This is a genomic window from Pseudocitrobacter sp. 2023LY-00077 (genome assembly GCF_055796175.1).
Window position 1 is genome coordinate 429,450 of record NZ_JBSPEI010000001.1, and the last position, 24,501, is coordinate 453,950.

At 56.4% G+C, this 24,501-nt stretch carries 22 protein-coding genes, 2 pseudogenes and 2 riboswitches; of the genes and pseudogenes, 12 read left to right on the forward strand and 12 right to left on the reverse strand.

Annotation, left to right across the window (positions count from 1 at the left end):
• Nucleotides 1-105: 105 nt before the first annotated feature.
• The gene (locus ACWWFX_RS01965) at nt 106-1,113 is read right to left on the reverse strand and encodes a zinc-binding alcohol dehydrogenase family protein (RefSeq protein ID WP_473223069.1); all 1,008 of its coding nucleotides are present in this window, start codon (nt 1,111-1,113) and stop codon (nt 106-108) included.
• Between the two features lie 104 nt (nt 1,114-1,217).
• On the opposite strand from ACWWFX_RS01965, the gene ACWWFX_RS01970 reads away from it, so the two are divergent.
• Nucleotides 1,218-2,126: a LysR family transcriptional regulator gene (locus ACWWFX_RS01970; protein WP_473223070.1), complete on the forward strand. Its 909-nt coding sequence runs from the start codon at nt 1,218-1,220 to the stop codon at nt 2,124-2,126.
• Here ACWWFX_RS01970 and crcB read toward each other — a convergent pair.
• Complete coding sequence (crcB, locus tag ACWWFX_RS01975) at nt 2,123-2,497, reverse strand: fluoride efflux transporter CrcB (RefSeq protein WP_149462419.1); 375 nt, start codon at nt 2,495-2,497, stop codon at nt 2,123-2,125. The genes ACWWFX_RS01970 and crcB overlap by 4 nt on opposite strands.
• Nucleotides 2,498-2,512: 15 nt before the next feature.
• On the reverse strand, nt 2,513-2,935 hold the full coding sequence (locus tag ACWWFX_RS01980) for a universal stress protein (protein WP_276220501.1): 423 nt from the start codon (nt 2,933-2,935) through the stop codon (nt 2,513-2,515).
• A gap of 77 nt (nt 2,936-3,012) precedes the next feature.
• Nucleotides 3,013-3,080: riboswitch (Fluoride riboswitch) on the reverse strand.
• Nucleotides 3,081-3,176: 96 nt separating this feature from the next.
• A riboswitch (TPP riboswitch) is annotated at nt 3,177-3,274 on the forward strand.
• A gap of 34 nt (nt 3,275-3,308) precedes the next feature.
• Here ACWWFX_RS01980 and thiM point away from each other — a divergent pair.
• A complete protein-coding gene (thiM, locus tag ACWWFX_RS01985) occupies nt 3,309-4,094 on the forward strand; it encodes a hydroxyethylthiazole kinase (RefSeq protein WP_473223071.1) in 786 nt (261 codons plus the stop codon).
• Nucleotides 4,091-4,891 carry a bifunctional hydroxymethylpyrimidine kinase/phosphomethylpyrimidine kinase gene (thiD, locus tag ACWWFX_RS01990; protein WP_473223072.1) on the forward strand — a complete coding sequence of 267 codons (801 nt, stop codon included), beginning with the start codon at nt 4,091-4,093 and terminating at the stop codon, nt 4,889-4,891. The genes thiM and thiD overlap by 4 nt, the downstream gene beginning before the upstream one ends.
• 190 nt (nt 4,892-5,081) lie before the next feature.
• Here the strand turns inward: thiD and ACWWFX_RS01995 are convergent, their stop codons facing one another.
• Complete coding sequence (locus ACWWFX_RS01995) at nt 5,082-6,425, reverse strand: NCS2 family permease (protein ID WP_253897544.1); 1,344 nt, start codon at nt 6,423-6,425, stop codon at nt 5,082-5,084.
• Nucleotides 6,426-8,210 carry an adenine deaminase gene (locus ACWWFX_RS02000; protein ID WP_473223073.1) on the reverse strand — a complete coding sequence of 595 codons (1,785 nt, stop codon included), beginning with the start codon at nt 8,208-8,210 and terminating at the stop codon, nt 6,426-6,428.
• A gap of 138 nt (nt 8,211-8,348) precedes the next feature.
• Here ACWWFX_RS02000 and ACWWFX_RS02005 point away from each other — a divergent pair, with 138 nt between their 5' ends.
• Nucleotides 8,349-9,266 carry a LysR family transcriptional regulator gene (locus tag ACWWFX_RS02005; RefSeq protein WP_456145964.1) on the forward strand — a complete coding sequence of 306 codons (918 nt, stop codon included), beginning with the start codon at nt 8,349-8,351 and terminating at the stop codon, nt 9,264-9,266.
• A gap of 79 nt (nt 9,267-9,345) precedes the next feature.
• Complete coding sequence (locus ACWWFX_RS02010; RefSeq protein WP_015963798.1) at nt 9,346-10,092, forward strand: GntR family transcriptional regulator; 747 nt, start codon at nt 9,346-9,348, stop codon at nt 10,090-10,092.
• Here the strand turns inward: ACWWFX_RS02010 and ACWWFX_RS02015 are convergent.
• From ACWWFX_RS02015 to ACWWFX_RS02025, 3 genes are read right to left on the reverse strand one after another with little or no spacing between them, the layout of a single operon-like run.
• Nucleotides 10,066-11,022, reverse strand: a complete 957-nt coding sequence (locus ACWWFX_RS02015; RefSeq protein WP_473223074.1) for a PfkB family carbohydrate kinase — start codon at nt 11,020-11,022, stop codon at nt 10,066-10,068. The genes ACWWFX_RS02010 and ACWWFX_RS02015 overlap by 27 nt on opposite strands.
• On the reverse strand, nt 11,019-12,023 hold the full coding sequence (locus ACWWFX_RS02020; RefSeq protein WP_473223075.1) for an ADP-ribosylglycohydrolase family protein: 1,005 nt from the start codon (nt 12,021-12,023) through the stop codon (nt 11,019-11,021). The genes ACWWFX_RS02015 and ACWWFX_RS02020 overlap by 4 nt, the downstream gene beginning before the upstream one ends.
• The gene (locus ACWWFX_RS02025) at nt 12,020-13,303 is read right to left on the reverse strand and encodes a nucleoside permease (protein ID WP_473223076.1); all 1,284 of its coding nucleotides are present in this window, start codon (nt 13,301-13,303) and stop codon (nt 12,020-12,022) included. Before ACWWFX_RS02025 ends, ACWWFX_RS02020 begins: the two co-directional genes overlap by 4 nt.
• Nucleotides 13,304-13,550: 247 nt before the next feature.
• Between ACWWFX_RS02025 and fbaB the strand changes: the two genes are divergently transcribed.
• The 7 genes from fbaB to ACWWFX_RS02060 all read left to right on the forward strand — a co-directional run bounded on the left by fbaB (nt 13,551) and on the right by ACWWFX_RS02060 (nt 21,257).
• Nucleotides 13,551-14,603, forward strand: coding sequence for a class I fructose-bisphosphate aldolase (gene fbaB, locus ACWWFX_RS02030; protein ID WP_149462408.1), 1,053 nt, complete (start codon nt 13,551-13,553; stop codon nt 14,601-14,603).
• 282 nt (nt 14,604-14,885) lie between these two features.
• Nucleotides 14,886-16,040 carry a mandelate racemase family protein gene (locus tag ACWWFX_RS02035; RefSeq protein ID WP_473223077.1) on the forward strand — a complete coding sequence of 385 codons (1,155 nt, stop codon included), beginning with the start codon at nt 14,886-14,888 and terminating at the stop codon, nt 16,038-16,040.
• Between the two features lie 39 nt (nt 16,041-16,079).
• Nucleotides 16,080-17,702: an ABC transporter substrate-binding protein gene (locus ACWWFX_RS02040; RefSeq protein ID WP_473223078.1), complete on the forward strand. Its 1,623-nt coding sequence runs from the start codon at nt 16,080-16,082 to the stop codon at nt 17,700-17,702.
• On the forward strand, nt 17,699-18,736 hold the full coding sequence (locus ACWWFX_RS02045; protein WP_473223079.1) for an ABC transporter permease: 1,038 nt from the start codon (nt 17,699-17,701) through the stop codon (nt 18,734-18,736). The genes ACWWFX_RS02040 and ACWWFX_RS02045 overlap by 4 nt, the downstream gene beginning before the upstream one ends.
• A complete protein-coding gene (locus tag ACWWFX_RS02050; RefSeq protein ID WP_473223080.1) occupies nt 18,733-19,638 on the forward strand; it encodes an ABC transporter permease in 906 nt (301 codons plus the stop codon). Before ACWWFX_RS02045 ends, ACWWFX_RS02050 begins: the two co-directional genes overlap by 4 nt.
• Nucleotides 19,610-20,473 carry an ABC transporter ATP-binding protein gene (locus tag ACWWFX_RS02055; RefSeq protein ID WP_473223081.1) on the forward strand — a complete coding sequence of 288 codons (864 nt, stop codon included), beginning with the start codon at nt 19,610-19,612 and terminating at the stop codon, nt 20,471-20,473. Before ACWWFX_RS02050 ends, ACWWFX_RS02055 begins: the two co-directional genes overlap by 29 nt.
• Nucleotides 20,474-20,483: 10 nt before the next feature.
• Nucleotides 20,484-21,257, forward strand: coding sequence for an ABC transporter ATP-binding protein (locus ACWWFX_RS02060; protein WP_276220490.1), 774 nt, complete (start codon nt 20,484-20,486; stop codon nt 21,255-21,257).
• Nucleotides 21,258-21,346: 89 nt separating this feature from the next.
• On the opposite strand, the gene yegS is transcribed toward ACWWFX_RS02060, so the two are convergent.
• The 4 genes and pseudogenes from yegS to ACWWFX_RS02080 all read right to left on the reverse strand — a co-directional run bounded on the left by yegS (nt 21,347) and on the right by ACWWFX_RS02080 (nt 24,460).
• Nucleotides 21,347-22,246, reverse strand: coding sequence for a lipid kinase YegS (yegS, locus tag ACWWFX_RS02065; RefSeq protein ID WP_276220489.1), 900 nt, complete (start codon nt 22,244-22,246; stop codon nt 21,347-21,349).
• 265 nt (nt 22,247-22,511) lie between these two features.
• Nucleotides 22,512-23,873, reverse strand: a complete 1,362-nt coding sequence (gene trhP, locus ACWWFX_RS02070) for a prephenate-dependent tRNA uridine(34) hydroxylase TrhP (RefSeq protein WP_015963810.1) — start codon at nt 23,871-23,873, stop codon at nt 22,512-22,514.
• Between the two features lie 101 nt (nt 23,874-23,974).
• Nucleotides 23,975-24,136 (reverse strand): annotated as a pseudogene (locus tag ACWWFX_RS02075) (type II toxin-antitoxin system RelE/ParE family toxin); the annotation flags it as partial.
• A gap of 26 nt (nt 24,137-24,162) precedes the next feature.
• Nucleotides 24,163-24,460: pseudogene (locus ACWWFX_RS02080) on the reverse strand (type II toxin-antitoxin system ParD family antitoxin).
• Nucleotides 24,461-24,501 lie beyond the last annotated feature (41 nt).

The following is a 24,501-nucleotide window of genomic DNA, read 5'->3' on the forward strand; positions in this document are numbered from 1 at the left end:
CTCAAGGGTGTAGAGTCTGCCTTTTTCTCTTAAAATTGACAGGCAGATCGACGCTCTTTTGTATCACAGAATAGGTTTTTTAGTAAAAAATGTAACAGCGCCGCCTCAGAAGCCTTCCAGCACCAGTTTGCCCATGGTTTTCCCGGTCTCAAGCTGGCGATGCGCCTGGCGAATATTCTCGGCGTTAATTGCTCCTAACTTCTCGCCCAGCGTGGTTTTGATCGTTCCGTTATCAATCAGCGAGGCCACGCGGGTCAGTAACTGATGCTGAGCGATCATATCCGGTGTTTCGAACATCGAGCGGGTATACATAAATTCCCAGTGCAGCGAGATGCTTTTGGTTTTTAACGGGCGCGCATCCAGGGTTTCAGGATCGTCAATCAGCGCCAGTTTCCCCTGTGGGGCGAGCGCTTCAATCAGCTGCAAATAGTGCTTATCCGTGTGCGTCAGGCTGGCGACATGCGTCACTGCCGGAATACCGATGCGGATCAGTTCTTCGGCGATCGGTTTGCTGTGGTCGATAACGTAATGTGCCCCGGCATCCGCTACCCATTTCTGCGTTTCCGGGCGCGATGCGGTGCCGATCACCGTCATTTTAGTGAGCTTACGCGCCAGTTGAGTCAGGATGGAACCGACACCGCCCGCTGCACCGACAATCAGCAGCACGTCGCCTTCATTGCCGTTTTCCTGAATGCCTAAACGATCGAACAACAGTTCCCACGCAGTGATGGAAGTCAACGGCAGGGCAGCAGCAGAAACGTTATCCAGCGAACGTGGCTTGAGGGCGACAATGCGCTCATCGACCAGCTGGAACTCGCTGTTGCTGCCAGGACGCGTTAACGCCCCCGCGTACCAGACTTCGTCGCCAGCTTTAAACAGTGTGACGTTCTCGCCAACGGATTTCACCACACCGACGGCGTCCCAGCCCAGTACGCGCGGCGTGTCGCCGCTAAAACCGGCACGCACTTTGGTATCGACCGGGTTAACGGAGATGGCTTTTACTTCTACCAGCAAATCGTGGCCCGCCGCTACGGGAACGGGCAGGGTAATTTCTTCTAATGCTTCAATGTTGCCGTGCGCGCCAGCCGCCTGAGTAATCGCAATCGCTTTCATAACCACCTCTGTGATGTTGGGTAAACTCTAAGAATGATATTATCCGGTGATATTTGCCGGAAAAATCCATTCGCGGTGACAGGACTTATCGTTGAGGAGTGAAAATGCTCAGGCTGGAAGATTTAACCCTGTTCGTGCGCGCGGCGGCATTAAGCAGTTTCAGCGAAGCGGCGCGCGAGGCCGGTCTGCCGCCTGCGCAGGTGAGTTCCGCCATTAAGCGTCTTGAGACGGCGCTTAATATCCGTCTGTTTGCCCGTTCAACGCGCAGCCTGCGCTTGACGCCAGAGGGCGAAACCTGGCTGCCCTACGCCACGCAAATGCTGGAAACGATGCAGGCCGGGCTCCAGCAGATTCAAACGCCCGACGATGAAATTCGCGGTACGCTGCAAATTGCGGTGCCTTCTGATTTGGGACGAAATCTCCTGCTCGGTATTTTCCGCCAGTTCCGCCAGCGCCACCCGGCGCTTAAATTGCGCATTCTTTTCTCTGACCAGGTGACGGATGTGTTTAAAGATCCGGTTGATGTCGCCTTTCGCTACGGCAGCAATGAGGATGCATCGTACGTCGCGCTGCCCATCGCACCGGATAATCGCCGCGTGCTGGTCGCATCGCCAGAGTGGATCGCCAAAAATGGCGAACCGGCAACGCCCGCTGATTTAGAAAAGTGTGATGCGCTGACCTATGTCCTGCGAGGTCGATTGTTCGATCGCTGGACGCTCACTGCGGGGGAAGAAACCCACGAAGTGCAGGTCAATGGCACGATTATCAGCGATGACGCGGAGGTTATACGCCGACTGGCGATTGCCGGGGAAGGCATTGCCAATAAGTCCTGGCTCGACGTCAGTGAAGATGTCTTTCAGGGACGACTGAAATTGCTGCTGCCGGACTATGAAGGCGACTGCGTGCCGCTGAACATGATTTGTCCGCATCGCAAGCAGCTCTCGCCTGCGGTGCGGTTGTTGTATGAGGCAGTGAAGGAACGCTGTGAAGCGCTGGTGCAGCGTAGGGGCTAAACCAGCGTCATCAAAAAGAATCCGGCAGCGGTCATCAGGAGCGATCCCACCACGTGAGTCATCACCGAAATCATCGCCCACAGATAGTTGCCGTTTTGCAAAAGGGTGACGATCTCCGCCGAAAAAGTGGAAAAGGTCGTCATCCCGCCGCAAAGTCCGGTGGTAATCAGTAACTTCCATGCCGGGTCCAGCTGCGGCTGGCGCAAAAAGAACGCCAGCGCCGCGCCAATAATAAAACCACCGACCAGATTAACCACCAGCGTTCCCGGTGGCAGGCTGGGGAAAAGGCTGTTCAGTTTCATCGACAGCCACCAACGAATGACACACCCGGTAGAGCCGCCAATAATAACGGCCAGTAATGAACGATACATCACGCGCGTAAATCCTTATGCTAAATGTTTGATCAGCACATCCACCGTCAGATGGTTGATGTACTCAAGGGAGTGGGAGGCGAGCACGCCCAGCAGGCGATTGTGATGTCCGGCGATGACCAGATCGATACGGCGATCGCGGATACAGGATTCGACATCTTCAAAGCGACGGGTCGTGACCAGTTCCAGCGTTTGTACCGGTAAGGAAACGGATTCCGCCAGCTCGCTCAACAGGGCTTTGGCCTGAATGACTTCCTGCGAAACCACGTCATCCATCAGGCTGTCGGAGACATAATTGAGGGCGCGATAATCGGTGCTGATATGCGCGATGGTTATCGTCATCGCGTTCTCCTGCGCCATTTTTGCAGCGTGATCGAGCAGGGGAATGCCATCAAGGCTGTTGTTAATCAGCACCAGCGCATGGTTGTAAACAGGCATAAAAAAACCTCGTCAGGTTGCGAGGTATGAGCGGGTCTTCAAACGACAGACAGCCTGACATACCTCCATGTTAAGAGGGTATACCAGGCGTCATCAGCCCCAGCAGGGCGGTTGGGAAAGGTGGAACGCCATCACCTTTGTGAATAATTTTGGACCGATGATGGGGGGATTGCAAATGGTTTGTGCGGCTTGCTTCCACCCGGCACTTGCCGTAACCTGCTGCGATACACGAATTTGTTGTATTGATGACTCGGGGTGCCCTTCCTTCGTGAAGGCTGAGAAAAACCCGTACCACCTGATCTGGATAATGCCAGCGTAGGGAAGTCAGAGACCGTCAGGTCATTGCTTCTGGACGTTCTGGCAGGAGCAAACCATGCAAGCAGAGCCGCTTAGTCCCGCGCAAATCGCGCATTCGTTACATCTTTTTCGTCATCACGCCCCCCTTGTTCACTGTATGACTAACGACGTCGTGCAGACCTTTACCGCCAACGTATTGCTGGCGCTCGGTGCATCCCCCGCGATGGTGATTGATGCGCAGGAAGCCGCGCAGTTCTCTGCCATTGCCGATGCGTTATTGATAAACGTCGGCACGCTAACGCAGCCGCGCGCGCAGGCGATGAAAGCCGCCGCGTTGAGTGCGAACGCTGCGGGTAAACCCTGGACTCTCGACCCTGTCGCCGTGGGCGCGTTAACGCTGCGCACCGAGTTTTGCCACGACCTGTTGACCTTAAAACCTGCCGCCATTCGGGGGAATGCCTCCGAAATTATGGCGCTGGCGGGAATGAGCGCGGGAGGGCGCGGCGTGGATACCACCGATACCGCCGCTGCTGCGCTACCGGCGGCACAGGCTCTGGCGCGTCAAATCAATACCGTTGTGGCGGTGACGGGCGAAGTGGATTACATCACCGATGGACAACGCGTTATCGCGGTAACGGGCGGCAATCCGCTGATGACCCGGGTAGTGGGGACGGGCTGTGCATTGTCTGCGGTCGTCGCGGCAAGCTGTGCGCTGCCGGGCGACAGGCTGGATAACATTGCCTCTGCCTGCGCCTTTATGAAACTGGCCGGTGGTCGTGCGGCGGTCGATAACGGACCGGGCAGTTTTGTCCCGGCATTACTTGATGCACTGTATGTGCTTGATGGGGAGGCACTGGCATGAAACGGATTAACGCATTAACCATTGCCGGTACCGATCCAAGCGGTGGCGCGGGCATTCAGGCGGATCTGAAAACCTTCTCAGCATTGGGCGCATACGGCTGTTCGGTGATTACCGCGCTGGTGGCGCAAAACACCCATGGCGTGCAGTCGGTCTATCGTATTGAACCGGATTTTGTCGCTGCGCAGCTGGATTCCGTGTTTAACGATGTGCGCATCGATACCACCAAAATCGGTATGCTGGCGGAAACTGATATCGTTGAAGCCGTGGCGGAGCGATTACAGCGCCATCGGGTGGAAAATGTGGTGCTGGATACGGTCATGTTGGCCAAAAGCGGCGATGCGTTGCTATCGCCCGCGGCGGTAGAAACGCTGCGTCAACGCCTGCTGCCACAGGTCTCGTTAATTACGCCGAATCTGCCGGAAGCGGCGGCATTGCTGGATGCGCCGCATGCGCGAAATGAGCGTGAAATGCTGGAACAGGGACGCGCACTGCTGGCGATGGGCTGCGGCGCGGTCCTTATGAAAGGCGGCCATCTTGACGATACGGAAAGCCCCGACTGGCTGTTTACCCGCGACGGCGAGCAGCGTTTTACCGCACCGCGCGTCATGACCAAAAACACCCACGGTACCGGTTGTACATTATCAGCCGCGCTGGCGGCACTGCGCCCACGCCATAGCAACTGGGGCGACACGGTGCTGGAAGCGAAAACCTGGCTTTCTGCCGCGCTGGCGCAGGCCGATACGCTGGAAGTCGGCAGCGGGATTGGCCCGGTGCATCATTTTCACGCCTGGTGGTAATCATGCAATGAAAACCTGCATTTGGATGGATGACAAATGCAAAATTGCCTGATGGCGCTGCGCTTATCAGGCCTACAAGGTGGGTTCAATGTATTGAATTTGCAATCTTTTGTAGGCCGGATAAGGCGTTTACGCCGCATCCGGCAAATATCAGCACCACGCCACCAAAACGCGCTTGATGAATTCCTGATTAATGGCGCACCAGCGTGGCAAAGTAATACACCAGCGGCACTGCCAGAATCCATAAGCCGAGAGGGATTTCCCGCCACTTCCCGGCAATGGTTTTAATCATCACATAGAACAGCAACCCACCCGCGATACCCGTCCCGAAGCTGTTGGCGATAAGCGTAATCATCACCATCATCAGTACCGGTAAGCCGTCGGTGAAATTCGCCAAATCCACCTTACGCAGGCCGCTAAACATATTCAGGCCAATCAGGATCAACGCCGGGGCTGTGGCTTCTTTGGGGATCATCAGCGCAACGGGGGTGAACAGCAGCATCAGCAAGAACATGATGGCGGCGGCAAGTGCAGTCATGCCGGTTTTACCGCCTGCTTCCGCCGAGGCTGAAGACTCAATCAGCGCCGTCGCGGCCGGAATACCGACCCACGGGCCCAGCGCGGCGGCAATGGAGTCAACCATAAACGGGCGGTTGATGTGCGGCATATTGCCTTCTTCATCCAGCAGGCCCGCTTCACCGCCGACGGCAAGCGTGGTGCCCATGGTTGAGAAAAACTCTGAGGCAAAAAAGACAAACAGATAAGGCAGGAAAGCGATATTCAGCGCGCCAATGATATCCACCTGCGCAAACACCGGAGTTAATGAGTGGGGCAGGGCGATAAAGCTTGATGGCAGGTGCGTGACGCCCGCCGGGATACCCACCAGCGTCGCACACAGAATTGCCCACAGGATAGCGCCAGGAATACGACGCGCCTGCAGGGCAATCGCCAGAAACAGCCCGCACAGCGCCACCAGCGCGCCCGGCGAAAGAAAATCCCCCAGCATCAAGGCGTTATTTTTGGCGCTTGCCAGCACCAATCCGGCATTACGAAAACCGAGCAGGGCAACAAAAATACCGATAGACGCCGTCAGCCCCAGTTTGATGGATTGCGGCACCGAGCGGGTGACCACTTCACGCAGGCCAAAACGGGTGAGCAGGAAGAACAGTACGCCAGACCAGCAGGCAATCCCCAGCCCAATCGGCCAGCCAATTCCGGCGTTTCCGGCCAGCGACACACCGACTAATACCGAGCCACCAATCCCCGGGCCAACAATAAACGGCAGATTGGCATAAAACGCCATCAACAGCGTGCCGACAACAAACACTAAAATGGTGCCGGTAGTCGCCGCGCCTTTATCCATCCCGCCCGCAGCCAGCAGACCGGGGATCACCACCAGCAGATAAGCGGCGGCGAGAAACCCCGTGATACCCGCCAGACATTCGGTGCGTGCAGAGCTTCCGCGAGCGCGTAGGGCAAAACAACGTTCCAGCCAGCTCTCAGAGGCAGGCGTATTGATTGAGTGGTCGGCCATTTAGTGGGCGCTCCTTTGCTGATGCGAATAGTGAATAACCGGGTCGATAATCTGACGCGTTGCGCCATCGGTGAGCCCCAAATCCGTCAGATGTGGCCCGGCGTTACAGGCAAGGCAGGTGCCTTCAATGGCCTTAAATACCCGATACGGCGGCTGCCAGTCGGCAATGTCACCGCTACGCTCGCGCAGATTGCGGAATGCGGCCGCCAGGTCAGGGGCCGGAAGATCGGAGAGCATGCCGGCAATCGGCATGGCCACGTGGGCGACTAACTCGCCATGCTGCGCCAGCGCCATCCCGCCGCCGCTGGCAATCAGGGTATTGGCTGCCAGCGCCATTTCTTGCGGGCAGCGCCCCAGCACCACCAGGTTATGCGAATCGTGTGAGTAACTGGTGGCGATCGCCCCCTGAAGTTCACCCCAGCCTTCCAGCAGGGCGATTTGCGGTTTTGCCTCGTGGCGACCATGGCGATGCTGAACCCAAATCAGACTGAACCCGGTAGGGAGCACGACGCGGCCTTCGCGGATTTGCACATCGACTTCACCCCATTCGGTAAAACGCGCGCCGCGAATATGTTTTAGCCGCGCGTCGCCATGCTCAACGTCGGCGATGCGCAGGGCGAAATCGTCCGGGCTGAGCGGCGCAAGATGCATGGTATCTGGCAACGCAGGGTGACTCGCCGCCGCCAACGGTTCAAGCATTGCGCCATCGCGGGCGATACGTTTCCCGCCGACGTAGACCTGGTGTGGTCGAATCGTTTGCAGGGAATCCAGCACCACCAAATCCGCGCGGCGGCCGGCGGCAATCAGCCCTAAATCATCGCGCTTAAGCCGCAAAGCACCGTTGAATGTCGCGAAACGCAGCGCATCGACGGCGGGTAAACCATGCTCAATCAACAGATTCAGCAGCGCCACGATACCGCCTTTTTCCAGTAGCATATCCGGGGGCACATCATCGGTGCAGAGGGTAATCTGCGAGGAGAGATGCGGGAGCGTCTTCAGCGCCGCCACGATATCCGGCAGCAGATAAGGATGCGAACCCCGAATTTCCAGCGTCAGCCCGGCGCGCAGTTTTTCCAGCGCATCTTCGGCGGAGGTGAGTTCATGATCCGACGTCACGCCCGCTGCGAGGTAAGCCTGTAACCCGGCCCCGCGCAACCCGCGTGCGTGGCCTTCAATCAGCTTACCGCTTTGTAAGCCGCAGCTAAGAATCTCCTGCATCCGCGCGCTGCCATTCAGCACGCCGTGCATATCCATTACTTCCGCGACGCCACACACTTCCGGCCAGTTGAGCATGGTTTCCATCTCCGCGCCGGCGAAATCGGCCCCGGACATCTCCAGCCCCGGCGTGGAGGGTACGCTGGACGGTGCGGCAATCATCACGTGCAGCGGAAGATTGCGGCTGGCATCAATGGCAAAACGCACGCCCTCCACGCCCAGTACGTTCGCCAGTTCGTGCGGATCCCAGAATACCGCCGTCGTTCCCTGCGCCAGCACGATTTCCGCGTAACGGGCAGGAAGAAGATGTGAACTTTCGAGGTGTACGTGGGTGTCGATAAAACCTGGAGAGAGGTAAGCGCCTGCCAGCGAGTGCGTCTCGGCGGCGTCGCTTCGGCTACCGCGCGGATGCACGCTGGCAATCATGTCACCGACGATACCCACATCCGCTTCGCGAATTTCGCCGGTGACCATATCCACAATGCGGGCATCGGTAAGCAGGAGATCGAAAGGCGCGTCGCCTTTTGCGGCGTCTATCGCCCGGCGGCGAGGGGAGGCAGTGGTAAGCATAGATATCGTCCGGTCATTCAATATGGGGGCTACTTTACGAAGTGTGAAAGGTGATGGCAAACGTTTGCCTCGCTGAAAAAATTTATCACCTGATAAGAAAAGGTTATTCTGCGACAAACGAACAATGCGAAACCCATCATGACTGAACCCTGGCAACGGCTTCCCGCACTCTCTTTAAAGCAGCTTCAGTATTTTGTGACCCTGGCCCGGTTGCGCCACTTCACCGACACCGCCAGTAAGCTTGCGATAAGTCAGCCCGCATTGAGTAGCGCGCTGCGGCAAATTGAAACGGTGCTGGGCGGTAAGCTGGTGAACCGTACCGCCGCCGCCGTGACGCTGACGGAGTTGGGCGTTGCCATTCTTCCTCATGCCGAACGGGTGCTGAACGTCGCCCAGCAGGCGTTCAGCGATATGCGGCAAATTGTCGAATCCGGGGGCGACGGCACCTTGCGTATTGGCCTGGTGCCCTCGGTCAGTTCGCTGTTGTTCCCGACCGTGGCTGAACGGCTGGCGCAGGCATTTCCCCGGCTGAAGGTGGAGTTTCACGATCTCACTAACGATGCTTTAGTGACGCAGATAGTGAACGGGCAACTGGATTTCGGCATTGGCGCGCTGGACAGTTCTGTCTCTCCGGCATTACAGGTTTTCCCGGTGCTGGAGGACCCCTTTGTCGCTGTCCTGCATGCCGACGATCCGCTTGCCCAATCGGCACATCTTCCGTGGCAGCAGCTTGCTGGCCGCGATGTGGCCGTCTTTTCCAAAGGCAATATTCAGCGGTTGGTGGGGGCGCTGGACGAGAGTCAGCGTCTCAAACTGCATATTCGCTATCACGTCGATTACATTGAAACCCTGTACGGCCTGGTACGCTCTCGGCTGGCGGCGGCAATTTTGCCGCAGCTTTATACTGCGCACCTCTGCGACCCGCAGCTGAGGGTGCTACAGCTTCAGCAGCCGGAACTCACGCGTACCGTCGCGTTGATGCGCAACGCAGCACCGCTGCCGCCGCAGGTAGAGCAGGTGTTTACGTTGTTACAGCGAGTCGTACGGGATGAATGAACACCATTTCCTCGTCGGGAGTAGTCTTCCGGCGTGACGCCACCTATACTGGCTCGGGGCCCATTGCAGGGAAAGATAAATGGAACAATCACATACACGGCTAATTGCGCAAATTACTGAGCGTATTGCTGCGGCGGATAACACGCCGCTGTACCTGAAGTTTGCTGAAACGGTGAAAAACGCCGTACGCAGCGGAATACTCGAGCATGGCAATATTCTGCCGGGCGAACGTGACCTGAGCCAGTTAACGGGCGTGTCGCGTATAACGGTGCGCAAAGCGATGCAAACGCTGGAAGATGAAGGCGTGGTCACGCGTGCCCGCGGTTACGGCACGCAAATTAATAATATTTTTGAGTATTCCCTGAAGGAAGCGCGCGGATTTTCGCAACAGGTTGTGCTGCGGGGGAAAAAGCCGGATACCCTGTGGGTGAATAAGCGTATAGTTCCTTGCCCGGAAGAGGTGGCTTCACAGCTGGCCGTTGCGCCGGAAAGTGACGTTTTTTTGCTCAAACGTATTCGGTATGTGGATGAAGAGGCCGTATCTATTGAAGAATCCTGGGTTCCCGCCCAGTTGATTCATGATGTGGATGAGATTGGCGTTTCCCTGTATGACTATTTCCGCAGCCAGCATATCTTTCCGCAGCGTACGCGCTCAAGAGTCAGTGCCCGGATGCCGGATGCCGAATTTCAGTCGCATATCAGAATGGATGAAAAAATCCCGGTGTTGGTTATCAAACAGGTTGCGCTTGACCAGCAGCAGCGGCCGATTGAGTACAGTATCAGCCACTGCCGCAGTGATTTATATGTCTTTGTGTGCGAGGAGTAGTTCTTCGCGCGTTGGGCTACAGTCGCCGCCCCGGTGACCGACCACCCAGGACGCTACCGCGTTTCCGAGCAACACGGATTCGCCGAGCGTCCAGCCGGACGCCAGTCCGGCCAGCGTGCCGCCTGCGTGGCTGTCACCCGCGCCGATGGTGTCGACGACCGTCACAGGAAACGGCGCTGCCAGCCCCTGTTCTTCCTGGCTGAAATACCATGCTCCCTCTTTATCATGTCGCACGATAAGCGGTGTGCCAAACGTCGCAAGCCATGCGTTACCGAGCTGCCGGGTTTCCGTCGGTAAGTTAAAGCGTGCGGCGGCGATTTCGGCTTCCTGGCGATTAAGCGAAATAACAGGCTTGCAGGCCATAATGCGTGCCATCAGCGCATCAGGAATATCGGCAATGCGCGGGCCAAAATCGATAAATGGCGTGACGTCTCGCAGACTTTCAAGCCAGTTGACAAGCAACTCGCCGCACGGCGACGCAAGCTGATAACCTGAAAGCGACACCAGGCTTTTAGGTGCCACGGATAACGCCTCCAGCCAGTCAGTATTCCACTGATTTTCGACACCGCTGAACGACATAAAGGTGCGCTCGCCGTCTGGCTCAACCAGCGCCAGACACCAGCCGTTATCCCCCTGCACGCCATCAATACAGCTGGTGAGACCTTCACGGGCCAGATTGTGGCGGATGATATCGGCCCAAACGCCTTGTCCGATGGGGAGCGCATTGTCGGCATGCATACCGAGGCGTTTGAGTGCCACGGCAATATTCAACGCACAGCCGCCAATATTGACGCTTTGCTGTTGCAGTTCGATATCGCAGCCGCGCCAGGGAAGGGCATAAGCATCGGCAATCACGTCAATCACCGCCGCGCCGACAACCGTGACCGGGCGTTGATTACCTAAGGTGGCTAAACGCGACGCGACATTCATACCGCCTCCCGTTGCTCGCGATACTGCGCCAGCGCGGTTGCATAGCGGGAAAAATCGAGTTGATTGACTTCGTCGAGCTGCTGCTTCAGCGCCGGGTCAATCGCCGATATACCGCCTAACGCCCCGCAAATTGCGGTAGCCATTGCCCCAATCGTATCGGTGTCACCTCCGAGATTAGCGCATAAAATGGCACAACGGTTGGGGCAGCCTTGCGCCAGTTCGACCATTGCGATGGCGCACGGAACGGATTCAATGGTACTGGTTCCCGCACCGACTACCTGATAAAGCTGTTCGCTGGCGGATTCCGTCCCGCTTGCACTGCGGACAATATTTAAGGCCAGCTCCAGGCGCGCGGCGAGTGATGCGCTGAAGGTGGTCACGCGTTTTTCTTGCGCGTGGCGGGCGACGGCAGGCAGCGAATCGACGATGGTTTGCCAGCGTTCGCCGTCGATGGCGTGGGAGATGGCCCAGGCCACCACCACTGCACCGGCGACCGCAAGATCGGACTTATGCGTCGGGCTGGAGGCGAGCGCCACGTCATCAATGAAATCATCGAGATTACCCGGCGGCAGCAGGCAACCCAGCGGCGAAACGCGCATTGCCGCGCCGTTGGTGACGCCGTTGTTTTCCAGTTCGCTAACAGGCTTACCCTCACGAATCGCGTTAAGCGCAATTTTGGAGGTTGGGCCCAGCACGTTTTTGTTGAACGCGTCGAAGCCCTCCGCCCAGGCCAGAATATTACGGCCAATAAGATCCGGATCGATCTTCCCCTGACGCTCAAGAATGGCATCGGCGAGGCACAAAGCCATCGACGTATCGTCAGTGAATTCCGCGCGGTTAAAGTAGCAGGCCGCATTGTTCTCGGCGGGTCCCGGCAGGAAACGGTCGATCCAGCCAAAATGCGCCTTCACGCGTGAGCGAGGCCAAAGCTCTGAAGGCATTCCCATCGCATCGCCCAATGCCTGGCCGTACAGCGCGCCAAGAATACGTTCTGTTTTCATTTCACTTCCCCTTGTGTCAGTGCCGTGTCGCGTGGGTCGTTTTGCACCTTAATGGCGGTGATCTCTTTGCCCGACTCGCGAAAGAAAATCATAAACAGCACGGCGATAATGGCGATCATGATGGCGCCGAAGCCCCACATGCCCGCCCAGTTGAAGGTCAACCCATTCACCGGCTCTTTATACGCGAACATTTTTTCCATCATCACGCCGCCCAGGCGATAGCCAAGCAGGCTGCCGAAACCCTGGCAGCAGAGCGTGATAAGCCCCTGCGCCGCCGTGCGCATATGCACCGGCGCTTTTTTATCGACATAAATATAGGCGGTTACGTAGTAGAAATCGTAGCTGACGCCGTGGAGCAAAATGCCGAGGAACAGCAGGGCATAAGTGAAGTATTGCTCTGCGCCGCCGTAGACGAAGAATCCATAGCGAATTGCCGCAGTGATAAGACCAAGTAATAATACCTTTTTAATGCCAAAGCGTTTGGTGAAGAACGGCAACGCCAGCATAAAGAAGATTTCAGAGAACTGCCCCAGCGTCATCCAGCCGGTCGCATTTTGCATACCCACTTCGGTGAGATACCCGTTGGCGAAGATGTAGTAGAACGCCAGCGGCATCGCGAACAGGAACGAGCAGAAGAAAAAGACGAGGAAGTTTTTATCGCGCAGCAGGATCAGCGCATCCAGGCCCAGCATCACTTTGAGGTCCAGTTTTCCCGTACTTTTCGGTGGGGTGTCCGGGAGCATGAAGGCGAAAACCCCCAGCAGCAGCGAACTACCCGCCGTGATCAACAGAGGAACGTTGGTCGGTGAAATATCGTTATAGCCCATCATTTGCGGCAGGAAGCCGCAAACCAGACCGGAGGCTATCCAGCCAATGGTGCCCATGACGCGAATGCGCGGGAAGTCTCGCTCGACGTCCGGCACGTTGGCAAAGGCAATGCTGTTGGTCAGTGCAATGGTCGGCATATAGGTGAGTGAGTAAGCGAGCAGCAGCGGGAAAAACCCGGCAAACGTGGTTTGCTGTGCGGCAAAATACATCAACACCGCGCCAACGAACATCAGCACCGCGAGAACCTTTTGTGCCGAGAAAAAACGGTCCGTCAGCGAGCCGACCAGAATCGGCGAGAGGATTGCCGCAATCGCCGTACAGGCATAAGACCAGCCAATTTCGCCTGCTGTAAATCCGCTCTTATTCAGCCATAGCCACAGGGGAACAAACCATGCTCCCCAGATAAACCACTCAATGAACATCATGAACGACAGCTTTACTGTAGTTTTCATCTTTAAATCCTTCATGACAGGTAAGGTACGTAGAAACAATACCATCATGCAATACCTTTTAAATACCTTTAAGGTGAAACTTTGACCTCTGTAACACTTTACCGTCCATGAATCGTGCCAGCAGATTGCGCTTAAATATGCTCGCGCAATGGAAAATTCCCGTATCCACGACCAGACTTATTGCTGCCCAAAAATTCCGGGCAGGAAATTCACGCCGACACGACGTTGGCATTACGGGAGCATCGCCATGACTGATATTACGCAATTGCTTGGCAAAGACGCCGACAGCCTTTTACAGCATCGTTGTATGACCATTCCAGCCGATCAACTCTACCTGCCGGGTCACGATTACGTTGACCGGGTGATGATGGACAACAACCGTCCGCCTGCTGTACTGCGAAACATGCAGACGCTTTATAATACCGGACGTCTGGCCGGAACCGGCTACTTATCGATTCTGCCCGTTGACCAGGGCGTGGAGCACTCTGCGGGTGCGTCGTTTGCCGCTAACCCGCTCTATTTTGATCCGAAAAACATCGTTGAACTGGCGATTGAAGCAGGCTGTAACTGCGTGGCGTCAACCTATGGCGTGCTGGCTTCTGTCTCACGTCGTTACGCGCACCGCATTCCATTCCTCGTTAAGCTCAATCACAACGAAACCCTGAGCTACCCGAACACCTTTGACCAGACGCTGTATGCCAGCGTCGAGCAGGCATTTAACCTGGGCGCCGTTGCCGTGGGCGCAACCATCTACTTCGGCTCCGAAGAGTCTCGCCGCCAAATTGAAGAGATCTCTGCCGCCTTTGAACGCGCGCATGAACTGGGGATGGTCACCGTACTGTGGGCCTACCTGCGTAACCCGGCGTTCAAGAAAGATGGCGTGGACTACCACGTTTCTGCCGACCTGACCGGTCAGGCCAATCATCTGGCAGCAACCATCGGCGCAGATATCGTGAAGCAGAAAATGGCCGAGAATAACGGCGGCTATAAAGCGGTGAACTTTGGCTATACGGACGAACGCGTCTACAGCAAACTCACCAGCGAGAATCCGATTGACCTGGTGCGCTACCAACTGGCGAACTGCTATATGGGCCGTGCCGGGTTGATTAACTCCGGCGGTGCGGCGGGCGGTGAAACCGACCTTTCCGACGCGGTGCGTACCGCGGTTATCAATAAACGCGCGGGCGGTATGGGTCTGATTCTGGGGCGTAAAGCCTTCAAAAAATCAATGGCCGATGGCGTACAGTTGATCAACGCGGTTCAGGATGTATATCTGGACGGTAAAGTCACCATCGCATAATGCCTTTCCCGGCGAGTTTTTGCCTCGCCGGGTTTACCTTTTCTCGTAACGATCCCCCTCACATTTCTCCCTCCTTTTGTGAAAACAGTCACGTCCCCTCGTGCTTATGCCCAAAAAACAGTCAATCGTTAGCGGGATTTGTCCGAGGCAGGTCTCATATTTTGTGCTTAGATTATCCAGTGAAACGCTTTTTCAATTACTTAAAACCGGCTTGCCGGGAAGTGTAAGTCACAGGGTTGTGGCATCCGCAATGCCCACTTTTTGTTGTACTAAGGACACATAATGAAAATTGAATCTGTAAACGTCACTGTATTTCAATACCCTACACGTCGAGTTTCCGACAGCGCAGGCCACTCGCACCCCGGTGCGGAAAGTCTGGCAAAAATGGCGGTGTTAACCATTACTGCTGACGACGGCACAAAAGGCTACTCCTTTGCGCCGCCGGAAGTGGTGCGCCCGTTTGTGGTGAATACTTTTTTCCGCAAAGTGTTGGTCGGGCAGGACCCGTTTAACCGCGAGCGTATCTGGCAGGATTTAGTGCACTGGCAGCGCGGGAGCGCACATCAACTGACCGAGCGCGCGCTGTCGTTTGTCGAGCAGGCGCTGTGGGATTTAATGGGCCGCAAACTCAATATGCCGGTGTATAAACTGCTGGGCGGCTTTCGCGACAAAGTACCGGCCTACGGCAGCACCATGTGCGGCGACGATCTGAAAGGCGGGCTCTCCACGCCGGAAGAGTACGCTGCGTTTGCCGAAACGCTGGTGGCGCGTGGGTATAAGGCCATCAAACTGCACACCTGGATGCCGCCGGTTTCTTTTGCGCCGAACCCGAAAATGGATATCAAAGCCTGCGCCGCCGTGCGTGAAGCCGTCGGTCCGGACATTGACCTGATGATCGACGGTTATCACTGGTACAGCCGCACCGAAGCGCTGTGGATCGGTAAAGAGCTGGAAAAACTCAACTTCGCCTGGTTTGAAGAACCGATGGAAGAGGACAGCATGTCGTCTTATGCCTGGCTTGCGGAAAATCTCTCTATTCCGGTGATTGGCCCGGAAAGCTTTGGCGGGAAGCACCACAGCCGCGCCGACTGGGTGAAAGCCGGAGCCTGCGACATTTTGCGCGCGGGCGCTAACGGCGTCGGCGGCATCACGCCAACCATGAAGGTCGCGGCGCTGGCAGAATCCTTTGGCATGGATTGCGAAGTGCATGGCAACGGCGCGGCGAGCCTGGCGGTGGTCGGGGCGATTCGCAACTGTCGCTGGTACGAGCGCGGCCTGCTGCATCCGTTCCTGGATTACGATCAGCCAGCGGCTTACCTGAACACCATTGTTGACCCGATGGACGCCGATGGCTTTGTGCATCTGCCGCAGGGGCCGGGTCTCGGGGAAGACATTAATTTTGCGTATATCGAAGCCAATACCGTCAGCCACGACTGACAGATAAAAATACTTCAACCCTACAAACGGTATACACAGATGAAAAAATCTTCCCTCGCGGGCGCGTGTTTACTCGCGCTGTCGCTGATGATGGGGAGCGGGGCGGCGCTGGCGAAAACGCCCCCCGATCAGCTCATCATTGGTATGAATATGAACAACCTGCTGACGCTCGACCCGGCGGCGATGACCGGGAACGAGGTGGTGGGTATTGTCGTTAACCTTTACGACTCGTTGGTGGAGCTCGATGCCAATCAGCTGACCAACGTGAAACCGGCGCTGGCGAAATCCTGGGATATTAGCCCGGACGGCAAAGTGCTGACGTTTCACCTGCGTGATGGCGTAACGTTCCACTCCGGCAATCCGCTTACGGCTGACGATGTGGTGTGGTCGATGCGCCGAATTTTGCACCTGAACCTTGCGCAGGCGTCGGTGTGGAAATCCTATGGCTTCAGTAAGAAAAATATCGATAACCAGGTGATCGCGCCCGATCCCTACACGGTGCAAATCACGCTGCCGAAGGCCAACGATCCGCAGCTGGTTATCTACTCCCTCGGCGCGCTGGGCAACCTGGGCGTGCTCGACAGCAAAACCGTTCAGCAGCATGAAGCCAATAACGATTGGGGCAATCGCTGGCTGACGACCAATGAAGCCGGTTCTGGCCCTTTTATGCTGGAAACCTGGCAGGCGAAAGATGTGCTGCGCATGAAGCGCAACCCGCACTACTGGCGCGAAGAGGCCAGGATGAGCCGGGTGGTGCTGCGCCATTTTCAGGAGTCGCAAACCCTGCGTCTGATGATTGAAAAGGGCGATCTGGACGTTGCCAATAATATGGCCGTGTCCGATATCAACGCCCTGCGTAAAGACCCCAATCTGACGGTGGAAGCTGTGCAGAAAGGCACGGTGTATTACGTGGCGATGAGCATGAAAGAGGCCCATTTCGCCAACCCGAAAGTTCGCGAAGCGGTGCGCTATCTGATTGATTATCAGGGTATCAACAAAGCGTTGATGCCGGGCTACGGTGTGCTGCACCAGCGCCCCATCAAAGCCGGAATGCCGTCAACGCTGCCGGACCCTGGCTATCAGCTCGATATCCCACGGGCGAAAAAGCTGCTGGCGGAAGCCGGTTATCCTGAGGGGTTTGACACCACGCTGCGCGTGCTGGCCGATCAGCCATTCCTCAATATTGCGATTGCCGTTCAGTCGACGCTGATGCAGGCGGGCATTAACGCCAAAATCATTACCGGCACCGGTAACCAGATTTACGGCGCGATGCGCGAACGCAAATTTGACCTGCTGGTGGGGCGCGGCGGCAGTGGGATGGAACCGCACCCGCACTCCAGCCTGCGTGCGCTGGTGTACAACCCGGATAACAGCGATGAAGCGCGGTTGACCAATTTCCAGGGATGGCGCACCGGCTTTTACGACAAACAGCTGAACGAGATGATCGATACCGCGCTGCTTGAGCGCGACCCGCAAAAGCAGCTGGCTGACTATCAGGCGATCCAGACCCGTTACGATCTGCTCATCCCGGCGCTGCAACCGCTGTCGCAAATGGTCGATTCGGTAGTGGTTCGTAACGAAGTCAAAGACTTCCAGTCGCACCCGTCAGCCACCACGTTTCTGCGGGAAGTCTATAAAGTCAGCGAAGGAGATAAAGGATGAGTATGGTCATACTTGCGCCAGGCTCGCGCGCCCGGCGATTCTCTAAGCGGTTGATGCAGGTTGCGATTACGCTGTTCGGCCTGCTGTTACTCACGTTTTTTATCGGGCGCGTGATGCCCATCGACCCGGTGCTGGCGATTGTCGGACCGGATGCGGACCAAAGCACCTATCAGCAGGTTTATCAGCAACTGGGCTTTGATAAGTCACTGGCGGCGCAGTTCTGGATCTATTTCAGCAACCTGCTGCACGGCGATTTAGGTAACGCGCTACTCACCGGCAAGCCAGTGCTCGACGATATTATCCGCGTCTTCCCGGCCACCATGGAGCTGGCGACGATGGCGATTATTGTCGGCGCGGGGCTCGGCATTCCGCTGGGCGTACTGGCGGCGGCGCGTCGTAACAGCGTTTCCGACTATGTGGTGAGAATTATCAGCCTGGCAGGCTACTCCACGCCTATCTTCTGGGTGGGGATGATGGGGCTGCTGGTGTTTTATGCCTGGCTCGGCTGGGTGGGCGGCGCGGGGCGTGTGGATTTAGGTCTGGACGGCCTCGTGCCGCGTCGTACCGGGTTAATGACCGTCGATGCGTTACTGGCGGGGAACGGCACGGTGTTCTGGAACGCGATAAACCACCTGATTCTGCCCGCCGCGCTGCTCGGTTTTCACTCGCTGGCCTACATCAGCCGCATGACCCGCAGCTTTATGCTGGCGCAGTTGTCGCAGGAGTTCATCATCACCGCCCGTGTGAAAGGGCTGACCGAACGTCAGGTCATCTGGAATCACGCGTTTCGCAACATTCTGGTACAGCTGCTGACCGTCGTCGCGCTGGCTTACGGCTCACTGCTGGAAGGCGCAGTGCTGATTGAAACCGTTTTCTCATGGCCGGGTTTTGGCTCCTATCTTACCGGCAGCCTGCTGCTGGGCGATATGAACGCGGTGATGGGCTGCGTGCTGGTGGTCGGGGTGATCTTCGTGATGCTCAACCTGCTTTCCGACATGCTTTATCAACTCTTTGATCCGAGGACAAAATCATGACCGTTTCTCTGGATACGCCCGTCGGCACGGGTGGCGGTGAAGGTGCGGCGCGTATCAAACGCGCGTTACAGCGTACGGGTGGTTTTATCGGCAAGATGGCGCGTAATCCGCTGACCGCTATTGGCGGCGGGATTATTTTCCTGCTGCTGGTGGTGGCGATTTTCGCGCCGCTTATCGCGCCGTACAACCCGCTGGTGCAGGATCTCAACAACGCGCTCACCGCACCTAATGCGCAGCACTGGTTTGGTACCGACGAGTTTGGCCGCGATATCTTCAGTCGCCTGGTGTACGGCTCGCGCATTACGCTTTACATCGTACTGCTGGTGTCGGTTACCGTCGGCCCGCTGGGGCTGCTGCTCGGCGTCACGGCAGGTTATTTTGGCGGCAAGGTCGATATGGTGCTGATGCGCGTCACCGACATATTTATCTCCTTCCCAAGCCTGGTGCTGGCGCTGGCGTTTGTCGCTGCCTTAGGCCCTGGGCTGGAGCATGTGGTTATCGCGATTACCTTAACCGCCTGGCCGCCGATTGCGCGCCTGGCGCGTGCCGAAACACTCTCGCTACGTCAGGCTGATTTTATTTCGGCAGTCCGTTTGCAGGGCGCATCACCGGTACGCGTGCTGTGGCGACATATTGTGCCGCTGTGCCTGCCGTCGGTGATTATCCGTATCACCATGAATATGGCGGGGATTATCCTGACCGCCGCCGGGCTCGGCTTCCTCGGCCTTGGCGCGCAACCGCCGGAACCGGAGTGGGGGGCGATGATCTCCAGCGGTCGCACTTACATGATGGAGTGCTGGTGGGTAGTCACCATTCCGGGGCTGGCGATTCTGATTAACAGTCTGGCATTCAATTTCTTAGGAGATGGCTTACGTGACATCCTCGATCCTCGCAGCATGTAATACGCCGTTGCTTGATGTGCGCGACCTGCACGTCGAGTTTGTTAACGGCCAGGCGGTGACCCACGCGGTGCGCGGCGTCTCCTTTCAACTGGGACGCGAAAAGCTGGCGATTGTCGGCGAATCGGGTTCCGGTAAATCAACCGTCGGGCGCGCGCTGTTGCATCTGCACCCGAAAAAATCCCGCATCACCTCCGCGCGGATGCAGTTTGGTGATATCGATTTGCAGCATGCCACGGAAGCGCAGATGCGCGGCATTCGCGGTAAGCGAATTTCGATGATCATGCAGGACCCGAAATATTCGCTCAACCCGGTGGTGTGCGTGGGTGATCAGATTGCTGAAGCATGGCTGACACACCATCCTGGGCGTAAAGCCGAGGCGAAAGCCAAAGCGATGGAGATGCTCGAGGTGGTGCGTATTCGCCAGCCGGAGCGTGCTTACGCGCTCTATCCCCATGAAATTTCTGGCGGGCAAGGGCAGCGCGTGATGATTGCCATGATGCTGATAACCGATCCGGAACTGGTGATCGCCGATGAACCGACCTCGGCGCTGGACGTCTCCGTGCGTTTGCAGGTGCTGGGCTTGCTTGACGATCTGGTGAAATCACGCGGGTTAGGGCTGATTTTTATCAGCCACGACATCAATCTGGTGCGCAGTTTTTGCGACCGCGTGCTGGTGATGTATGCCGGGCGGGTGGTGGAATCGATTGCCGCGAAAGATCTCGATAAGGCGCAGCATCCCTATACGCAGGGGTTGATTAACTCGCTGCCGGATATGCATCAGCGCCGCCCGGTACTGCCGGTGTTGCAGCGCCAGGCCAGCTGGCTGACGGAATAAGGAGCGCGTCATGATTGAAGTGAATAACCTGAATCTGGTGTTTGGTGAAGGTGAGAAGCGTAACCAGGTGCTGTATGACGTCAATTTCCACGTCAGGCCGGGTGAGATTTACGGGCTGGTGGGGGAGTCGGGCTCGGGCAAAACCACGGTACTGAAGTGTCTCGCCGGGCTGTTTACCCACTGGCAGGGGGCGCTGGCGATTAATGGTCAGCCGCTGGATCACAGCATCAGCCGCACCCGTTGTCGCCAGGTGCAAATGGTGTTTCAGGACCCGTACGGTTCGCTGCATCCGCGCCATACCATTGGCGATATTCTGGAGGAGCCGCTGCAAATCCACGGCATCGCCGATCGCGATCGACGAATCAACACGCTGCTGGATCGCGTGGGGTTAAACCGCGCCTTTCGCGATCGCTACCCGCATCAGCTCTCCGGCGGGCAACGTCAGCGCGTGGCGATTGCCCGCGCGTTGATTCTGGAGCCGCAGGTGTTACTGCTGGATGAGCCAACCTCGGCGCTGGATGTGTCGGTACAGGCGGAAATTTTGAACCTGCTGGCGGAACTGCAACAGGAATCGGGGCTGACCTATTTGATGGTGACGCACGACCTCGGCGTCATTGCCCATTTATGTCAGAAAGTGGCGGTGATGCAGTACGGCAAAATTCTTGAAACGCTCACCGTTGACGAGTTGGTTGCCGGGAAAGCGCAAACGGATTATACCCGGATGTTGGTTAATGCCAGCCAACAGTACACCCGCGAGATGGCGCGGGAGGTGGCGGCGTATTGAGCCATGCCGGGGGCGCTACGCTTGCCCGGCCTACGGGGGAGTCGTTGTAGGCCGGATAAGGCGAAGCCGCCATCCGGCATTCTTGCAAGCTAGCGCAACAGCTGACAATCTGGCGGCAGGCGCGCACGGAGCGCATCCGATAAAATATCGATGCGAAACGTCTGCCCGCTAAGCGGTTCACCGTCAAGGTTAAAGGTCATCGAATGCGGCGAGGTGATTTCTATCCAGCCAGAGCGCCCGCGCACCAGGTGCGGGTTCTCTTCCTGCTGCGTAATGGTGGTGAAAATGGCAGGCAGCAGCTCTTCCCCGGTAATCACCAGTAAATCCAGCAGCCCGTCATTAATCAGCGCGTCAGGGCAGAGTGGCTGTCCGCCGCCTGCCTGACGCCCGTTCCCAATGCCAATGACCAGCGCATCTCCCTGCCAGTGGAAATTTTCACCACGAATTTCACAGCGGTCGGGTTTGAGGGTATCCATCCGCATTAAGCCGTGAATCAAATACGATACCCCGCCCAGCGCCGCTTTCAGTTTTTCCGGGGTTTCGGTCGTAATGCGCGTACCAAATCCCCCCGTCGCCATATTAATAAAGCAGGTTTTATCGTTCACGCGCGCAGTATCAATCGGCACATCGCGCCCGGAAATAGCCAGACGCAGGGCTTTCTCCAGATCCATTGGAATACCGACGCTGGTGGCGAAATCATTGGCGGTGCCGAGGGGCAGAATCCCCAACGCCGGAGAATTGGCGTCTTTCAGCTCAATCAGCGCGGTAGCGATTTCATTAATGGTGCCGTCGCCGCCGCCGGAAATCACCGTCGCGACGCCAAGTTGCAGCGCTTCCTGGATATAGCGCGGCGCATCGCCTTTCTCCCAGGTGACGCGAACATGCAGTTCAGCGCCTTCTTTGCGCAGGGTATCAACCGCCTGACGCAACTGCGGATTATCCGTGCTCTTGCCGTTGAGGATCAATAAGCTGGCGGGAAAGTTGGTCATCCTTTTTCCTCGTTAATCAACGTAATAAAAGTATATGGCAGAAAAAGTATAGCGGGATAAGAACGAACTGATTTTCAGAAAAGGAAGGGGACAGATAAAAAATTAGCCTGCGTAAGGGAGATTACGCAGGCCAAGGAGGTGGTTCCTGGTACAGCTAGCATTTATGGGTTATGTTTTTCAGCGAAGCGATAATACCCGGAATAAACAATTAGGTATGTGATCCAATTCTAAGATTCTTCTCGCTTGCGAAATTACCCACTATGGACTACTTGCTGTGCGGGTTACGCGTCGATTCGCCGTTGAAGTTGCGCATCAGTAGCGCGTACTCCAGAGCGATATCTTCCGGCACCGGCAGCCAGACAATGTGGCCATCGCCCGGTGCGACCGGTTTGTCTGCACCTTTGGCGTCGACCATTTGCTCCAGCGTAAAGTTCACATTACCCTGCGGGGTCATCAGCTCCAGGCTATCGCCGACAGCGAATTTGTTTTTCACCGCCACTTCCGCCAGTGCGCCTTTACGCTGACCGGTAAATTCACCGACAAACTGCTGACGTTCAGAAACGGAGAAACCGTATTCATAATTCTGGTAATCATCATGCGTATGACGACGCAGGAAGCCTTCGGTGTACCCGCGATGGGCCAGACCTTCCAGAGTTTCCAGCAGGCTGGTGTCGAACGGTTTACCCGCTGCGGCATCGTCGATGGCTTTACGGTAGACCTGCGCGGTACGTGCGCAGTAGTAATAAGATTTGGTACGGCCTTCGATTTTCAGCGAATGCACGCCCATTTGCGTCAAACGTTCAACGTGGGCGATGGCGCGCAGATCTTTCGAGTTCATGATGTAAGTACCGTGCTCGTCTTCGAAGGCGGTCATGTACTCGCCCGGACGCTGTGCTTCTTCAATCATAAACACTTTGTCGGTTGGCTCGCCGATGCCCAGCGTCGGCTCAACGTTCTGCACCGGAATCGGCTCATATTTGTGCACGATATTGCCGACCACATCTTCTTTGCCTTCCTGCACGTTGTATTCCCAACGACAGGCGTTGGTGCAGGTGCCCTGGTTTGGATCGCGTTTGTTGATGTAGCCAGAAAGCAGGCAGCGGCCAGAATAAGCCATGCACAGTGCGCCGTGTACGAAGATCTCAATCTCCATTTCCGGCACCTGGGTGCGAATTTCTTCAATCTCTTCCAGCGACAGTTCGCGGGAAAGAATCACGCGGGAAAGCCCCATCTGCTGCCAGAACTTCACCGTCGCCCAGTTGACGGCGTTGGCCTGCACGGAGAGGTGAATCTGCATATCCGGGAAATTCTCACGCACCAGCATGATAAGACCCGGATCGGACATAATCAGCGCATCCGGCCCCATATCCACCACCGGCTTCAGGTCACGAATAAAGGTTTTCAGCTTGGCGTTATGCGGCGCGATATTCACCACCACATAGAATTTTTTACCGAGCGCATGGGCTTCGTTAATGCCGAGCTGCAAATTTTCGTGATTGAATTCGTTGTTGCGAACGCGCAGGGAGTAACGCGGTTGACCCGCATAAACAGCATCCGCGCCATAAGCGAAAGCGTAACGCATATTTTTCAGCGTTCCCGCCGGGGAAAGGAGTTCCGGTTTAAACATGATTTTCTCGTTCTGATGACAGGTCAGATCCGCGTCACGGTGTGCGCGGCAGGGAGGGTTCCCATACTTTTAGGGCGGGCATTGTAGCGCAATTCGGGCGTTTAGCTCCAGCGTAAATGTCTGCTCGCGTCCTGATTCTGGCTCAGAATACGGATGACTATGATTTCACGAGCGGTTTGAAGAAAGTAAAGGATATGGCGTTCGAAGGGGAGAGCGATAAAATCTGTTCCCAACTCGGGGCACGGAGTACCAATATTATTAGTGTGGGGTAAGCTTAACGATTCGCACTCTATTTCCTTATGCTGTGTTTCACCTTTTTCAGGAAAGCATCCTTTTCCCAGGTTTGTGGTTCACCGCTATTCAGCCCTTCAGCAAGCATATCGCGTAATGCCTGTAGACGAGACTCCGCGTGTTTTTCGCGCAGTAAGCGTAATGATTCACGGATAACTTCGCTTTGCGTTCGGTAATCGCCAGACTCAATCAGAGACTCGATAAATTCTCGCAGCTCATCACCGAGGTCCACGGTCATTGTTCTGGTCATTAATTGGCTCCTGTGTAAGTAAATGTCTTACGTTAGTGTAAGCCATAAAACGCGTTGCGCCACGGCGTTGATGGATAGATTGTTGTC

What these genes read in the sequence shown, in the direction of transcription:
- ACWWFX_RS01965 (WP_473223069.1), bottom strand. Translation starts at nt 1,113, where the DNA reads ATGAAAGCGATTGCGATTACTCAGGCGGCTGGCGCGCACGGCAACATT.
- ACWWFX_RS01970 (WP_473223070.1), top strand. Translation starts at nt 1,218, where the DNA reads ATGCTCAGGCTGGAAGATTTAACCCTGTTCGTGCGCGCGGCGGCATTA.
- crcB (WP_149462419.1), bottom strand. Translation starts at nt 2,497, where the DNA reads ATGTATCGTTCATTACTGGCCGTTATTATTGGCGGCTCTACCGGGTGT.
- ACWWFX_RS01980 (WP_276220501.1), bottom strand. Translation starts at nt 2,935, where the DNA reads ATGCCTGTTTACAACCATGCGCTGGTGCTGATTAACAACAGCCTTGAT.
- thiM (WP_473223071.1), top strand. Translation starts at nt 3,309, where the DNA reads ATGCAAGCAGAGCCGCTTAGTCCCGCGCAAATCGCGCATTCGTTACAT.
- thiD (WP_473223072.1), top strand. Translation starts at nt 4,091, where the DNA reads ATGAAACGGATTAACGCATTAACCATTGCCGGTACCGATCCAAGCGGT.
- ACWWFX_RS01995 (WP_253897544.1), bottom strand. Translation starts at nt 6,425, where the DNA reads ATGGCCGACCACTCAATCAATACGCCTGCCTCTGAGAGCTGGCTGGAA.
- ACWWFX_RS02000 (WP_473223073.1), bottom strand. Translation starts at nt 8,210, where the DNA reads ATGCTTACCACTGCCTCCCCTCGCCGCCGGGCGATAGACGCCGCAAAA.
- ACWWFX_RS02005 (WP_456145964.1), top strand. Translation starts at nt 8,349, where the DNA reads ATGACTGAACCCTGGCAACGGCTTCCCGCACTCTCTTTAAAGCAGCTT.
- ACWWFX_RS02010 (WP_015963798.1), top strand. Translation starts at nt 9,346, where the DNA reads ATGGAACAATCACATACACGGCTAATTGCGCAAATTACTGAGCGTATT.
- ACWWFX_RS02015 (WP_473223074.1), bottom strand. Translation starts at nt 11,022, where the DNA reads ATGAATGTCGCGTCGCGTTTAGCCACCTTAGGTAATCAACGCCCGGTC.
- ACWWFX_RS02020 (WP_473223075.1), bottom strand. Translation starts at nt 12,023, where the DNA reads ATGAAAACAGAACGTATTCTTGGCGCGCTGTACGGCCAGGCATTGGGC.
- ACWWFX_RS02025 (WP_473223076.1), bottom strand. Translation starts at nt 13,303, where the DNA reads ATGAAAACTACAGTAAAGCTGTCGTTCATGATGTTCATTGAGTGGTTT.
- fbaB (WP_149462408.1), top strand. Translation starts at nt 13,551, where the DNA reads ATGACTGATATTACGCAATTGCTTGGCAAAGACGCCGACAGCCTTTTA.
- ACWWFX_RS02035 (WP_473223077.1), top strand. Translation starts at nt 14,886, where the DNA reads ATGAAAATTGAATCTGTAAACGTCACTGTATTTCAATACCCTACACGT.
- ACWWFX_RS02040 (WP_473223078.1), top strand. Translation starts at nt 16,080, where the DNA reads ATGAAAAAATCTTCCCTCGCGGGCGCGTGTTTACTCGCGCTGTCGCTG.
- ACWWFX_RS02045 (WP_473223079.1), top strand. Translation starts at nt 17,699, where the DNA reads ATGAGTATGGTCATACTTGCGCCAGGCTCGCGCGCCCGGCGATTCTCT.
- ACWWFX_RS02050 (WP_473223080.1), top strand. Translation starts at nt 18,733, where the DNA reads ATGACCGTTTCTCTGGATACGCCCGTCGGCACGGGTGGCGGTGAAGGT.
- ACWWFX_RS02060 (WP_276220490.1), top strand. Translation starts at nt 20,484, where the DNA reads ATGATTGAAGTGAATAACCTGAATCTGGTGTTTGGTGAAGGTGAGAAG.
- yegS (WP_276220489.1), bottom strand. Translation starts at nt 22,246, where the DNA reads ATGACCAACTTTCCCGCCAGCTTATTGATCCTCAACGGCAAGAGCACG.
- trhP (WP_015963810.1), bottom strand. Translation starts at nt 23,873, where the DNA reads ATGTTTAAACCGGAACTCCTTTCCCCGGCGGGAACGCTGAAAAATATG.